A 13,854-nucleotide genomic window follows, 5' to 3' on the forward strand; every position below is an offset into this window, starting at 1 on the left:
AAATTTACGTCGACTGACACACCGCCTTCGCGAGCAAGCCCGCTCCCACATTTTTTTGCGCGCGACTCAATCAAATGATGGCAAGTGGATATCTGCCGCAAGCCGATTATTCTTCATGGAACCTTGCAGCTTTTTCTGGCGTCAACTTGAATGCAAGCCACGTAATCCGATGACTTCAGCCCCAGGGCCTGGGTACGGCAAGTGTTGGTGGGAACTCCGGCCTACAACAAGAGCAAGACGGAGAAGACTCATGGCAGCAATCGACAATGCAACCGCGGGCAGCGCGCCCAACCACGGGCTCACCAAGGAGGAACGCAAGGTCATCTTCGCGTCGTCCCTGGGCACCGTGTTCGAATGGTATGACTTCTACCTGTACGGCTCCCTCGCGGCGATTATCGCCAAGCACTTCTTCGCCGGCGTCAACGAAACGACTTCCTTCATCTTCGCCCTGCTCGCCTTCGCCGCCGGCTTCGCCGTCCGGCCGTTCGGCGCCATTGTGTTCGGCCGCTTGGGCGACATGATCGGACGCAAGCACACCTTCCTCATCACCATCGTGATCATGGGTGTCTCGACAGCCGTGGTGGGCTTGCTGCCCGGCTACGCGACCATTGGCGTGGCCGCGCCGATCATCCTGATCAGCCTGCGTTTGCTGCAGGGCCTGGCGCTGGGCGGTGAGTATGGCGGCGCAGCGACCTATGTGGCCGAACATGCGCCCAAGGGCAAGCGCGGCTATTTCACCTCGTGGATTCAGACGACAGCCACCCTTGGCCTGTTTCTTTCACTGCTGGTGATCCTGGCCTGCCGTACCGCGCTGGGCACGGAAGCCTTCGAAGCCTGGGGCTGGCGGATTCCGTTCCTGCTTTCGATCCTGTTGTTGATTATCTCGGTGTACATCCGCCTGCAACTGAGCGAATCACCGGTGTTCATGAAAATGAAGGCTGAAGGCAAGTCCTCCAAGGCACCGCTGACCGAATCCTTCGCCCGTTGGGAAAACCTCAAGATCGTGATCATGGCCCTGCTCGGTGGCACCGCCGGCCAGGCCGTGGTCTGGTACACCGGGCAATTCTATGCGCTGTTTTTCCTGCTGCAGACGCTGAAGATCGACGCGCAGACCGCCAACCTGCTGATTGCCGGTTCGTTGCTGATCGGCACACCGTTCTTCGTGATATTCGGCAGCCTGTCCGACCGCATCGGCCGCAAGGGCATCATCATGGCCGGCTGCATCATCGCGGCACTGACCTACTTCCCGATCTTCCACGCGTTGACCCAATACGGTAACCCCGACGTGTTCGTTGCCCAAGAGAAGAACCCGGTCACGGTCATCGCCAATCCCGACCAGTGCTCGTTCCAGTTCGACCCGGTAGGCAAGGCCAAATTCACCAGCTCCTGTGACCTGGCCAAGACTGTGCTGGCCAAACGGGCTATCCCCTACAAGAACGTCAACGCCGAGCCGGGTGCCGTTGCGCAGGTGCGCATCGGCGAGAAAGTGATCGAGAGCTTCGAGGGCACCGGCATGTCGGCCGCTGACTTCAAGGCCAAAAACGATGCCTTTACCGCCAATCTCGCCACCGCCCTCAAGGACGCCGGCTACCCCGAGAAGGCCGACCCGGCCAAGACCAACTACCCGATGGTGCTGTTGCTCCTGACGATCCTGGTGATCTACGTGACCATGGTCTACGGGCCGATCGCCGCCTGGCTGGTGGAACTGTTCCCGGCGCGCATCCGCTACACCTCGATGTCGCTGCCCTATCACATCGGCAATGGCTGGTTCGGTGGCTTCCTGCCGACGGTGGCGTTCGCCATGGTGGCGGCCACGGGGGATATCTATTACGGGCTGTGGTATCCGATCGTCATCGCGGTGATGACGGCCGTGCTGGGTATTTTCTTCATGCCGGAAACCAAGGATCGGGAGATTCATCACACCTGACCCGGGGAGGTTCTATGTGGGAGCGGGCTTGCTCGCGAAGGCGGTGTATCAGTCAATGACATTATCGGCTGACACTCCGCCTTCGCGAGCAAGCCCGCTCCCACAATGGATCTCAGTGTTTGGGTAATTCGATGACGACCTTCAGCCCGCCCCACTCGCTTTCCAGCAACGACAGTTTCCCGCCCAAGCTGTCGACGATGTCGCGCACGATGCCTAGTCCCAGGCCATGCCCATGGGTCTGTTCATCCAGCCGCGTTCCCCGGCCGAACACCTGATCGCGACGCTCTTGGGGAATGCCCGGGCCGTCATCTTCCACACTGAGTTCAAACCCGTTCGCCAACTCGGCGACAGTCACGCGAACCTCGGCATCCGCCCATTTGCAGGCGTTATCCAGCAGGTTGCCCAACAGTTCCAGCAGGTCTTCACGATCCCAGGGCAATTGCAGGCCGGCCGGAGCGCGGTAGCTCAGCGCCAGGTGTTCGCCATGGATCATGTTCAGGGTTGCCAGCAACCCGGGGAGTTCGGCATCGCAATCAAACAGCGCGCCCGGCAGCGCATCACCGGATAGCCGCGCACGATTGAGTTCCCGATTGAGTCGTTGCTCGACCTGTTGCAGTTGTTCCTTGAGGGTCTTGCGCAGTTGCGGGTGCGCCTCAAGCTGCTCGCTCGAGGCCAGGCTCAACAGCACCGCCAGCGGTGTTTTCAACGCGTGGCCGAGGTTGCCCAGGGCATTGCGTGAGCGCTTGAGGCTGTCCTCGGTGTGGGCCAGCAAGTGGTTGATCTGCGCCACCAGTGGCTCCAGTTCCAGCGGTACCTGATCATCGAGTTGCGAGCGCTGGCCCTGTTGCAACTGCGCGATCTGCTCACAGGCCTGTTCCAGCGGACGCAAGGCGCGGCGCACGGTAATCCGTTGCAGCAACAGAATCAGCAGCAACCCGGTCAAACCCAGGCCCAACCCGAGCTGTTGCACACGCCGGAAGCTTTCGCGTATCGGCGTGTAATCCTCGGCGACGCTGATGGAGATCGGCAACCCCAGGCGTCGATAGTCCGTACGCAGCACCAGCAACTGTTGCCCTTCCGGCCCCAGTTGCAGATCGTCGTGCAGGCCGGGGTGATCGAGCGCCGGCAGCTCCTGATCCCATAACGAACGGGAACGCCAATGGCCATCGGTGAAATCGATGCGGAAATAATGACCGGAAAACGGCCGCTGATAGGCCGGCGACAGACGTCGTTCATCCAGTTGCAAGCCTTGCGGCCCACGCACCAGCGCCGCCAGCAGGCTCTCGCTGTCATTGCGCAACCCGGCTTCTAGGTAGCGCTGCAAACCCATTTCGAACAGCCACAGGCTGGTTTGCGCCAGCACCAGGCCAACGACCACCATCACGCTGATCAGGCCCAGGCTCAAGCGACGCTGGATCGATCTCACCGGGCTTGCCCGCCGAACAGGTAGCCCTGGCCACGTCGGGTTTCGATCACGCTTTTGCCGAGCTTGCGGCGCAAATGGTTGACATGGACCTCCAGCACATTGGAATCGCGCTCGGTTTCACCATCGTAGAGGTGTTCGGCGAGGTGGCTTTTGGAGAGGATCTGCTCGGGGTGCAGCATGAAATAACGCAACAGGCGAAACTCCGCGGCGGTCAGCTGAATGTCCGCACCGTCACGGACAACGCACTGGCGACCTTCGTCCAGGTGCAGCCCGGCGGCCTGGAGCGTCGGCTGGTTGAACTGGCCATGGGAGCGGCGCAGCAACGCCTGGATGCGCAGAAACAGCTCTTCGGGATGAAAGGGTTTGGTCAGGTAATCGTCGGCGCCGGCCTTGAGGCCTTCGATGCGTTCGGCCCAGGAATCCCGGGCCGTGAGGATCAGCACCGGCGTGGCCAGCCCCGCCGCGCGCCATTGCGCCAGCACCTCAAGCCCCGGCACGCCCGGCAAGCCGAGGTCGAGGATGATCAGGTCGTAAGGTTCAGTGCTGCCCTGATGCACCGCGTCGCGACCGTCGGCCAGCCAGTCCACCGCATAACCCTGGCGGTTGAGACCGGCCAGCAGTTCGTCGGCCAGGGGCACATGGTCTTCCACCAGAAGCAAACGCATGGATCAGTCTTCCTTGTCTTTGAGTAAACGGCCGGTGGTGGCATCGATGTCCAGTTCGCGGACCACGCCTTCAGGGGTCAGCAGCTCGACTTCATAAATGTAGACGTCGTGTTTTTCTTCGAGCTCGGCCTCCAGCAGTTTCGCGCCGGGGTAGCGCCCCATTGCCTGCTGCAGCAGTTGCTCCAGCGGCAGGATCACGCCCTGTTGACGCAGGTGCAGGGCTTCGTCCTGGTCCAGGTCGCGAGCCATCACTGCCGAGCAAAATGCCAGAAGCACCAGCGCCATCCGGCTGCCGGTGCATCGATTGGATAAAAACACCTTCATTACCAATCCTGATGATCCTTGAGAACCTGCCCGCTGACAGCGTCTAATTCCAGATCCCAGTCGATACCCTGGGGATCGCGCAGCTCTACCTTGTACAAGTACCTGCCGTAATGCTGCTCCAGCTCGGATTCATTGACGGTGGAGCCTGGATGCCTGGCCACTGCATTGGCATTGAGTGTCTCGAACGAGACAATGGTACCAGCGTCGCGCAATCTCAGCGCTTCATCCGGGCCCAGTTCCCGGGCGTGGGCGATGCTCGCGGTCATGCCGATGATGCACGCGGTGAACAGGGCTGTCGGGGTTTTCATGGGTGTCTCCGTATTGCTTCAGGTGCTGCCTGTGGACGACACCTTAACCGGATGAACTTAATTGAAACTGAATGGCCATCATTGCTGACACCCCAGTCCCTGTGGGAGCGGGCTTGCTCGCGAAGAGGCCGTGTCAGTCGCCATCCATGTTGCTGGCCACACCGCTTTCGCGAGCAAGCCCGCTCCCACAGGGGCTGCGTATAATCCTTCCGCTTGCCACACGTCGAGACTGCAATGACCGCCATTCACATCAAGTTCCCTTCCCTGACCCTCAAGGCCGGTCCGCGGGCTTTTGCGCGCATCCGTGAGTGCGGCTTGAATGCCGCCGAGGTCGGCACCCTGCCCGGTGCGGCGGGCGGTCCGAAGGCGCTGGGGATTCAAGGGCTGGACCTGGCGCTGTTCGGCGAGTGGCTGCCGGCGGCACCGCGGGAGCGCTCGCTGATTGGTGCATCGGTGGGTTCCTGGCGCTTCGCCAGCGCCTGCCTGCCGGACGCCGCCGAGGGCATCCGGCGTCTCGGGCAGCTGTACACCGAGCAAAACTTTGCCAAGGGCGTGACCATGGCGCAGATCAGCCAGAGCTCGCGGCGCATGCTCGATGACCTGCTCGACGGTCGTGATGCCTCGATCCTCGGCAACAGCGCTTACCGCCTGAACATCATGGTGGTCAAAAGCCACGGCCTGCTCGCCGACGACCATCGCGCTCGCCTGGGGCTGGGCCTGTCCTCGGTCATCGCCGACAACCTGCGCGGCCGGGCGCGGCTGGCCCGGCACTTCGAGCGCCTGATCATCCACGACCCGCGCCTGGCGCCGCCGGTTGACGCCTTGAACGACTTCCCGTCGCGCTTCGTCGCCCTCAATGCCGGCAATTTGCGCCAGGCCCTGCTGGCTTCGGGCTCGATCCCGATGGTCATGGAAGGCGTGCGCGACCTGCCGGGCGCCGGCACCGGCACCTTCCGCGACGGCGGTCTGCTGGACTATCACCTGGACCTGCCCTACAGCGGCAATGACATCGTGCTCTACCCGCATTTCACCGACCGGGTGATTCCCGGCTGGTTCGACAAGCCCCTGCCGTGGCGCCGCGCCTGCCCGGCCCGCTTGCAAAACGTGCTGCTGCTGGCACCGTCGAAGGAATACCTGGCGCGCCTGCCCTACGGCAAACTGCCGGACCGTAACGACTTCAAACGCTTCATGGGCGACGCCCCGAGCCGGCAGAAATACTGGCGCACCACCATGGACGAAAGCCGCCGCCTGGGCGATGAATTCCTCGAACTGGCCGCCAACGGTCGCCTCGGCGAGCGCTTGCTGACCCTTTAGTCAGGACAAACTGGTAAACTCGCCGCCTGCCCGAATCGCTGCGGCGAACGCCACCTGAACAGAGCTGAAAACACTGTGGAAATTTTCAAGGAATTTACTTTCGAATCCGCCCACCGCCTGCCCCACGTACCGGACGGCCACAAGTGCGGGCGCCTGCACGGTCACTCGTTCAAAGTGGCGATCCATTTGAGCGGCGATCTTGATCCGCACACCGGCTGGATCCGTGACTTCTCCGAGATCAAGGCGATCTTCAAGCCGCTGTACGAGCGTCTGGACCATAACTACCTGAACGACATTCCCGGCCTGGAAAACCCGACCAGCGAAGTGTTGGCCAAGTTTATCTGGAATGAGATGAAGCCGTTGCTGCCGGAACTCAGTGCGATTCGTATCCACGAAACCTGCACCAGCGGCTGCATCTATCGCGGCGAATAAAGACACCGCCCCCTTGTAGGAGCGAGCTTGCTCGCGATGGACGCCAGAGCACCGCGGGCTGCCAGATACCACGCGTAATCGTTGACGTTCTTCGCGAGCAAGCTCGCTCCTACAGGGGAACAGCGTTTTGTCAGAGAAATAAAGAACAGCCTTCATCGGCTGTTTTTTTATGCCTATGCTTTTTGCCTCTTCCCCCGCCAAGAGGACAAGCCCATGACTGACTGGCCACTGCCCCAGACCTATCGCTTCAAAGGGCACTCCGTGCGCTACGCCGTGCGCGGCGATGGCCCGCCACTGGTGTTCGTGCATGGCACACCCTTCTCCTCCTGTGTCTGGCACCGGATTGCCCCGCACTTCATCACCACGCACCGGGTGCACTATTTCGATCTGCTGGGCTACGGGCAATCCGAGAAAGTCGATGGCGACGTATCCCTGGGTGTGCAGAACGAATTGCTGACGCAGTTGCTGGAGCATTGGGGCCTGGATCGCCCCGACGTGGTGGCCCACGACTTCGGCGGCGCCACCGCCCTGCGCACGCATCTGCTCAACGGCAAGGATTACCGCAGCCTGACGCTGATCGATCCGGTGGCGCTGACGCCCTGGGGTTCGCCGTTCGTGCAGCATGTGCGCCAGCATGAAGCGGCGTTCAGCGGACTGCCCGACTACATCCAGCGGGCCATCGTGCCGACCTATATTCGCGGGGCCATCCAGCGCGAAATCCCCGACGCCGAACTCGCCCCCTACGTTCTGCCGTGGCTGGGGGAGCGGGGGCAAGCGGCGTTCTACCGGCAGATCGCGCAGATGGACGAGCGCTATACCCGTGAGGCCGAAGGTCTGTACCCGACGATTCGCTGCCCGGTGCAGATTCTCTGGGGTGAAGACGATCAGTGGATTCCCGTCGAACGCGGGTGGGCCTTGCAGCAGATGATTCCCGGTGCGCAGTTCCATCCGATACCCAACGCCGGTCATCTGGTTCAGGAAGATGCGCCCGAAGCCATAGTCGCCGCGCTGATGCGATTTTTGCCCCTGCAACAATCCTCCTGAGCAAACCCAATCCCCTGTGGGAGCGGGCTTGCTCGCGAAAGCGGCAGCACATCCAGCACCTATGTGGCAGACACACCGCCTTCGCGAGCAAGCCCGCTCCCACATTTGGAACTGGCGGGGATCGCCACCACCGAGCTAACGTAAAGGTATTGCCAATACGACTCGCTAAAAGGACTCGCCCGATGCACATCATCAACGCCCGTCTGCGCAACCAGGAAGGCCTGCATGAGTTGAACCTGGAAAACGGCCTGATCAGCAGCATCGCCCGCCAGATCGAGGCCCCGACCCTGGGCCCTGGCGACCTGGATGCCGGCGGCAACCTGGTGGTGCCGCCTTTTGTCGAGCCGCACATCCACCTCGACGCCACCCTGACCGCCGGCGAGCCGCGCTGGAACATGAGCGGTACGCTGTTCGAAGGCATCGAGTGCTGGGGCGAACGCAAGGCGACCATCACCCAGGAAGACACCAAGACCCGCGCCAAGAAAACCATCCAGGCCCTCGCCGCCCACGGCATCCAGCATGTACGCACCCACGTCGATGTCACCGACCCGCAACTGACCGCGCTCAAGGCGATGCTCGAAGTGCGCGAGGAAAGCCGGCACCTGGTCGACCTGCAAATCGTCGCCTTCCCTCAGGAAGGCATCGAGTCGTACCGCAATGGTCGCGAGTTGATGGAAGAGGCGATCCGCATGGGCGCGGACGTGGTCGGTGGCATTCCGCATTTCGAGTACACCCGCGACCAGGGTGTAAGCTCGGTGAAGTTCCTCATGGACCTGGCCGAACGCAGCGGTTGCCTGGTCGACGTGCATTGCGACGAAACCGACGACCCGCATTCGCGCTTTCTCGAAGTGCTCGCCGAAGAGGCCCGCAGCCGCGACATGGGTTCGCGGGTCACGGCCAGCCACACCACGGCCATGGGCTCCTACGACAACGCCTACTGCGCCAAACTGTTTCGCTTGCTCGGGCATTCGGGGATCAGCTTCGTCTCCTGCCCCACCGAAAGCATCCACCTGCAAGGTCGCTTCGACAGCTTCCCGAAACGCCGGGGCGTGACCCGGGTCAACGAGTTGCTCGAAGCGGGCATGAACGTGTGCTTCGGCCAGGACTCCATCGTCGATCCGTGGTACCCGCTGGGCAATGGCAACATTTTGCGGGTGCTCGAGGCCGGGCTGCACATCTGCCACATGCTCGGTTATCGCAACCTGCAAAGCGCGCTGGACCTGGTGACGGACAACAGCGCCAGGGCCATGAACCTCGGCGAGCGCTATGGCCTGGAGCGCGGGCGGCCGGCGAACCTGCTGATTCTGTCGGCGGAGAGTGATTACGAAGTGATCCGCAGCCAGGGGTTGCCGCTGTACTCGGTGCGCGAGGGCAAGGTGTTGATGAAGCGGACGATGCCGGTGGTGGAGTTCGCTGGGCTGAATTGAGTTTGGTGCTGACTGAACTGGCCTCTTCGCGGGCAAGCCCGCTCCCACAGTAGATTTGTGTCGTTCACAAAACCCTGTGGGAGCGGGCTTGCTCGCGAAGGCTATTTTGAAGTCAATCGATTAACCGAGCCGTACCAAACAGACTGACCCGACTCAACTCCCCCTGCTCCTCTTCCAGCAAGATCGGCGCCGTGCCACCCGGCATCGTCACCTTCACTTCCCCGGCGCTGACCCAACCCACGCGCCAGGCCGCACAGGCCACCGCACTGGCGCTGGTCCCCGAAGACGCTGTCGGCCCCTCGCCACGCTCGAACACCCGCGCGGCGATATGTCCTTCGGACAAGCGCATCGCCCATTGCAGATTGATCCCCGCCGGACAGGGTTTGCCTGCACCGACCGGCATGGCGTAGGCAATTCGCATCAACCCGTCACCCAGCGCCGGTTCTCGCATCTGCTCGTTGCTCGGCAAGTCATCGGCGTTTTCGACCAGCGTCACGCAATGCGGATTGCCGACCCGCGCGAACTGGCTGCGCGACCATGCGCCATTGAGGGCCGACAGCGGTTTGACGTGGCTGAGTTCGCGGCCATCCAACAGCGCCGTTTCAACGCCCTCGGCACTGACCGCCGACGGCCCGAAACCAGGCTGGCCAAGGTCGAGCCAGAAACCCTGCACGTCCTCGACTTCAGCGGCTTTCACCGAAGTCTGCCCCGGTGAAGGCGTGTCGGACTTGTCGTGGTGAACCCTGAGCAGACAGGCTTCGTCGCGGGATAAAAGCCCTTGGTCGCTCAACGCCTGGGAAAAAATCGTCAGCCCGTTGCCACTGCGTTCGGCCAGGGTACCGTCGGTGTTGACGATCAACAGGTCGAAGGGTGGCGAGGACTGGAACGGTCCGACCAGCAATCCGTCGCTGCGATGATCCTTGCTGCCGGCCGGTTGCGTGCCGGGTGCCCAGTTGCAGCAGGCTTCGATGGCCGCCACAGCCCATGCCTGACGAGTGTGTGCCGCGTGGCTGGCCTGATCGGGCAAGTCGATGCCCTGGTGGCGCAATTCTTCGGGCGCTACCACGATGTAAATATTGCCCCGTGCATCGTACCTCTGCGCCATGGCGCCCTCCGTGTGTCATTGGAATGGCTCAACATATCGCGAAAAACAGTGGCGCTGTGCAACGATGTCGCCCTGTTTGACCGTAAAACTTTCCGGGCACTGATCGAACCCTCCTCGATCGATCACTGTCCGTTGAGGACGTAACATTTTTGCCAGGGATTGATATGACCAGCCTCAACAGCCAGACCACCTTCGTTCCCGGCCGCCTGGAACAGATGTCCACGCGCATCGCCTTTTTCATCGCCGGGTTCGGCATCGCCGCGTGGGCGCCGCTGGTGCCCTATGCCAAGGCCCGGGCCGGGCTGGATGAAGGCACCCTGGGTCTGTTGCTGCTGTGTCTGGGGGTAGGTTCGATCCTGGCGATGCCGATGGCCGGGATCCTGGCCACGCGTTTCGGCTGCCGGCGGGTGACGACCGGTGGGACCTTGCTGATCTGTGCCGCCCTGCCGCTGCTGGCGACGGTGTCATCGATTCCGGCCTTGATCGCGGCGCTGTACATGTTCGGCGCGGGCCTCGGCACGGTGGATTCGACGGTCAACCTGCAAGCGGTGATCGTCGAGCGCGCCAGCGGCAAAAACATGATGTCGGGTTTCCATGGCCTGTTCAGCCTGGGCGGGATAGTCGGCGCGGCAGGCGTCAGCGGCTTGCTGGGCCTGGGAATTTCACCGCTGGGGGCCACGCTGGTGGTGATCGTGATGCTGCTGATCGCCTTGGCCAGGGCCGTGCCGCACCTGTTGCCCTACGGCAGTGAGAGCTCAGGGCCGGCGTTCGCGGTGCCCCATGGCATCGTCCTGTTTATCGGTGGCATGTGCTTCATCGTGTTCCTCGCCGAAGGCGCGGCGCTGGACTGGAGCGCGGTATTCCTGGCACAGGAACGTGGCATCGACACGGCGTACGCGGGCCTCGGCTATGCGGCGTTTGCCTTGACCATGACGGCCGGGCGTTTGACCGGCGACAAAATCGTGCGCCGGCTGGGCGCGACACGGGTAATTGTGTTCGGCGGGCTGACGGCTGCCGCGGGCTTGTTTCTAGCGACATTCGCCTCGAGTTGGGAGGCGGCGCTGGTGGGTTACACGCTGCTGGGCGCCGGTTGCTCGAACATCGTGCCGGTGCTGTACACCGCTGTAGGCAAGCAGACGGTCATGCCCGAGAGCATCGCCGTGCCGGCCATTACCACCCTGGGTTATGCGGGAATACTCGCAGGGCCTGCGTTGATCGGCTTTGTCGCCCATGGCGCCAGCTTGAGTTTTGCCTTCGGGTTGATGGCGGTGCTGCTGGTGGCAGTGGCCATTGGCGGGAGGGTGTTGAAAGTCTGAAAAGCCTCGCGAGCAGGCTCGCTCCCACAGGATTTGTGTCGTACACATAATTTGTGAACGATGCGGTCATTGTGGGAGCGAGCTTGCTCGCGATGAATTCACCTCGGTCTATCAGAACCCAACACTGGCCTGCACAAAGAACGTACGCGGCGCGCCGACGTACATGCCCGAGTTGTTGTCGCTGGAGCGGGTGAAGTACTGCTTGTCGAAGATGTTTTTCACCCCGGCACCCAGTTTCAGGTTCGACACCTGCGGGCCGAAGTCATAGCCGCTACGCACGTTCCAGGTCACGTAACCCGGAATATCACCGAACTGACCGTCGGCGGAGCCTTCGGTGATGTAGTTGCCGTTGAAACTGCCATCGGCGTTCACACCGGTGCCCGGCGAGCGCTGTTTCGACTGGGCGAACGCATCAAGGTTCCAGGTCCAGCGGTTGATGTCGTAACGCAGGCCGGCGGTGGCCACCTGACGGGAGTAGAACGGCAGGTCACGGCCCTTGAAACCCGGGATTTCACCTTCATAAGTGGCACGGGTGTAGGTGAAACCGGCGTTGGCGGTCAGGCCATCGAGGCGTGGATCCAGCGCCGCCAGATCGTAGTGCACCGAGGTTTCGATGCCCTGGTGCTTGGTCGCGCCGAGGTTGGTCCAGCCCACGTCATTGCTGATGTATTGCAGTTCGTCGTCGAAGTCGATGTAGAACAGCGTCACCTCACCGCCCCACACGTCATCGTTGTAGCGCGTACCGATTTCGTAGGTCTTGGCCTTTTCCGGCTGCAGGCCGTTGGCAGGCTCATCACCGATACCGCCCTGCCCCAGCTGGAAATACTGCAGCGCGCCGAACGAGGTTTCGTAGTTGGCGAACAGCTTCCAGGCCTCGGACATGTGGTACATCACGCTCAGGGCCGGCAGCGGTTCATTGCTCTCGATGCTGCGTTTTTTCTCCGGCACCGGTTTACCGGCATTATCGAGCACCGGGCGGTCATGCCAATCGGTGCTGATGTGCTCGAAGCGAATACCCGGGGTGACGGTCCAGTGGCCCACGTCGATCTTGTTGTCGATGTAGACCGAATTGGCCTCGGTTCCACCGGTGCGGTCCTGATAGACATGACCGTCCGCCCCCGGACGCACGACTGGCTCGTTGTTGACCAGCGCCACACGGCTGGCCTCTTCGTGCATGGCTTCCTTCAGGTAGCGATAACCGACGCTGACTTCCTGGGTGGTCGGGCCCACATCAAACACATGGGAGACCCGTGGTTCGATACCGAAGGTGTAGTAGCTGCGCGGATAGGAGTTGAGTGTCTTCAGGTCACGGGAGGCGATGGTGCTGCCACGAAAACTGTCGGTGTAGTAGGTCAGCACTTCGGCCTGGGTGCGATCGTCAATCTGTCGCGCCCACTTGAACGACACATCCTTGCGACGGCCGCTGAAGTTGTCGTAATCGCGCACCGACTGGAACGGGTCGGCGTCGTACTGCGCCTGGGTCAGGCCGCCGGGCATGTCGGCCTTGGCGTCGTAGTAGTGGAAGTTGAGGCTGAAATCGTCGACATCGGTCGGCGCCCAATGGGTCTTGAGGATGACGTCGTCGATGTCGTTGCCGTTGTTGCTTTCACGGTAACCGTTGCCATTGACGCCGGAGTACAACAGCGCCACGCCCATGCCGTTGTCGGCGGTGCCGCCCATGAACGCCGTATCGATGTGTTTCCAGCCACCGTGCTGCGACGTTTCCAGGGTGGTGCCGATTTCCGCGGAGGCCTGTTCCGGGATCGCGCGGGTCACGAAATTGATCACACCGCCGACGTTTTGCGGTCCGTAGCGCACGGAGCCGGCACCGCGTACCACGTCGATGCTGTCGAGGTTTCCGGAGGAAATCGGCGCCATGGACAGTTGTGGCTGACCATAAGGCGCGAACGCCGCCGGAATACCGTCGATCAGCACGGTGGAGCGAGGCGACAGGCGCGACGTCAGGCCACGCACGCCGACGTTGAGGGAAATGTCGCTGCCACCGGTGCCGTTGGCGTCCTGCACTTGCACGCCGGGAACCCGTTTCAACACGTCGCCGACGTTCATCGCGCCCTGCTCGATCATGGCTTCGCGGCGCACCACCGTTCGTGCGCCAGGGTGGTTCTGCACCAAGGCGGCATCGGCGTCATCGAGCCAGTCGCCTACCACATTGATGTCCGTCACGCCAAGCTCCAGTGGGCCGTTGGCCGCCGAAGTCGGCGCCGGCATCAGGGTCACCGAACCTTCATCGATCTGGTATTGCAGGCCGCTGCCTTGCAGCAACTGGCGCAGTGCGTCTTCCGGGGACATATTGCCGTCCACCGCCGGAGCCTGTTTGCCGGCGACCAGCTCAGGGCTGAAGAACACCTGAAGCGAGGTTTGCTGGCCCAATTGGCTCAAGGCTTGTCCCAAGGGTTGCGCCGGGATGCGGATGCCGTCGGCGGCAAAGGCCTGGGGCAGCGCAACGTTGACCGCCAGGGCGAGCGCCAGTGGCAACCAAGGGAATTTGTTGTTTTTAGCGGTGGAGTTTTTCACGTCGAACGTAATCCTGTGGATCGCAAAAGTG

Annotated in this window: 12 protein-coding genes; 6 read left to right on the forward strand and 6 right to left on the reverse strand. The window is 62.1% G+C overall.

The window, feature by feature from the left end; genetic code table 11:
• The first annotated feature begins 250 nt into the window (after positions 1–250).
• The gene (locus AC3WN7_RS24335) at positions 251–1,927 is read left to right on the forward strand and encodes an MFS transporter (protein WP_102675344.1); all 1,677 of its coding nucleotides are present in this window, start codon (positions 251–253) and stop codon (positions 1,925–1,927) included.
• A 112-nt stretch (positions 1,928–2,039) separates the two neighbouring features.
• On the opposite strand, the gene AC3WN7_RS24340 is transcribed toward AC3WN7_RS24335, so the two are convergent.
• The 4 genes from AC3WN7_RS24340 to AC3WN7_RS24355 are packed head-to-tail and all read right to left on the reverse strand — an operon-like array spanning position 2,040 to position 4,650.
• On the reverse strand, positions 2,040–3,353 hold the full coding sequence (locus AC3WN7_RS24340) for a sensor histidine kinase (protein WP_102675345.1): 1,314 nt from the start codon (positions 3,351–3,353) through the stop codon (positions 2,040–2,042).
• On the reverse strand, positions 3,350–4,018 hold the full coding sequence (locus AC3WN7_RS24345; protein WP_095968066.1) for a response regulator transcription factor: 669 nt from the start codon (positions 4,016–4,018) through the stop codon (positions 3,350–3,352). Before AC3WN7_RS24345 ends, AC3WN7_RS24340 begins: the two co-directional genes overlap by 4 nt.
• A gap of 3 nt (positions 4,019–4,021) precedes the next feature.
• Positions 4,022–4,342 (reverse strand): PepSY domain-containing protein, encoded by a 321-nt coding sequence (locus tag AC3WN7_RS24350; RefSeq protein WP_095968065.1) that lies wholly within the window; start codon positions 4,340–4,342, stop codon positions 4,022–4,024.
• A complete protein-coding gene (locus AC3WN7_RS24355) occupies positions 4,342–4,650 on the reverse strand; it encodes a PepSY domain-containing protein (RefSeq protein ID WP_102675346.1) in 309 nt (102 codons plus the stop codon). Before AC3WN7_RS24355 ends, AC3WN7_RS24350 begins: the two co-directional genes overlap by 1 nt.
• 234 nt (positions 4,651–4,884) lie before the next feature.
• Here AC3WN7_RS24355 and AC3WN7_RS24360 point away from each other — a divergent pair, with 234 nt between their 5' ends.
• From AC3WN7_RS24360 to codA, 4 genes are all read left to right on the forward strand, one after another.
• Complete coding sequence (locus tag AC3WN7_RS24360) at positions 4,885–5,964, forward strand: patatin-like phospholipase family protein (RefSeq protein ID WP_102675347.1); 1,080 nt, start codon at positions 4,885–4,887, stop codon at positions 5,962–5,964.
• Positions 5,965–6,039: 75 nt separating this feature from the next.
• On the forward strand, positions 6,040–6,396 hold the full coding sequence (queD, locus tag AC3WN7_RS24365) for a 6-carboxytetrahydropterin synthase QueD (protein ID WP_003223505.1): 357 nt from the start codon (positions 6,040–6,042) through the stop codon (positions 6,394–6,396).
• Positions 6,397–6,609: 213 nt separating this feature from the next.
• The gene (locus AC3WN7_RS24370) at positions 6,610–7,440 is read left to right on the forward strand and encodes an alpha/beta fold hydrolase (protein ID WP_102675348.1); all 831 of its coding nucleotides are present in this window, start codon (positions 6,610–6,612) and stop codon (positions 7,438–7,440) included.
• Positions 7,441–7,622: 182 nt separating this feature from the next.
• Positions 7,623–8,867 carry a cytosine deaminase gene (gene codA / locus AC3WN7_RS24375; protein ID WP_095968061.1) on the forward strand — a complete coding sequence of 415 codons (1,245 nt, stop codon included), beginning with the start codon at positions 7,623–7,625 and terminating at the stop codon, positions 8,865–8,867.
• Between the two features lie 112 nt (positions 8,868–8,979).
• Here the strand turns inward: codA and AC3WN7_RS24380 are convergent, their stop codons facing one another.
• On the reverse strand, positions 8,980–9,972 hold the full coding sequence (locus AC3WN7_RS24380; protein ID WP_102675349.1) for a diaminopimelate epimerase: 993 nt from the start codon (positions 9,970–9,972) through the stop codon (positions 8,980–8,982).
• Positions 9,973–10,136: 164 nt separating this feature from the next.
• Here AC3WN7_RS24380 and AC3WN7_RS24385 point away from each other — a divergent pair, with 164 nt between their 5' ends.
• Positions 10,137–11,288 carry an MFS transporter gene (locus AC3WN7_RS24385; protein WP_102675350.1) on the forward strand — a complete coding sequence of 384 codons (1,152 nt, stop codon included), beginning with the start codon at positions 10,137–10,139 and terminating at the stop codon, positions 11,286–11,288.
• Positions 11,289–11,399: 111 nt separating this feature from the next.
• Here AC3WN7_RS24385 and AC3WN7_RS24390 read toward each other — a convergent pair whose 3' ends face one another.
• A complete protein-coding gene (locus tag AC3WN7_RS24390; protein WP_102675351.1) occupies positions 11,400–13,823 on the reverse strand; it encodes a TonB-dependent siderophore receptor in 2,424 nt (807 codons plus the stop codon).
• Positions 13,824–13,854 lie beyond the last annotated feature (31 nt).

The sequence above is a fragment of the Pseudomonas sp. FW305-70 genome, from assembly GCF_058783925.1.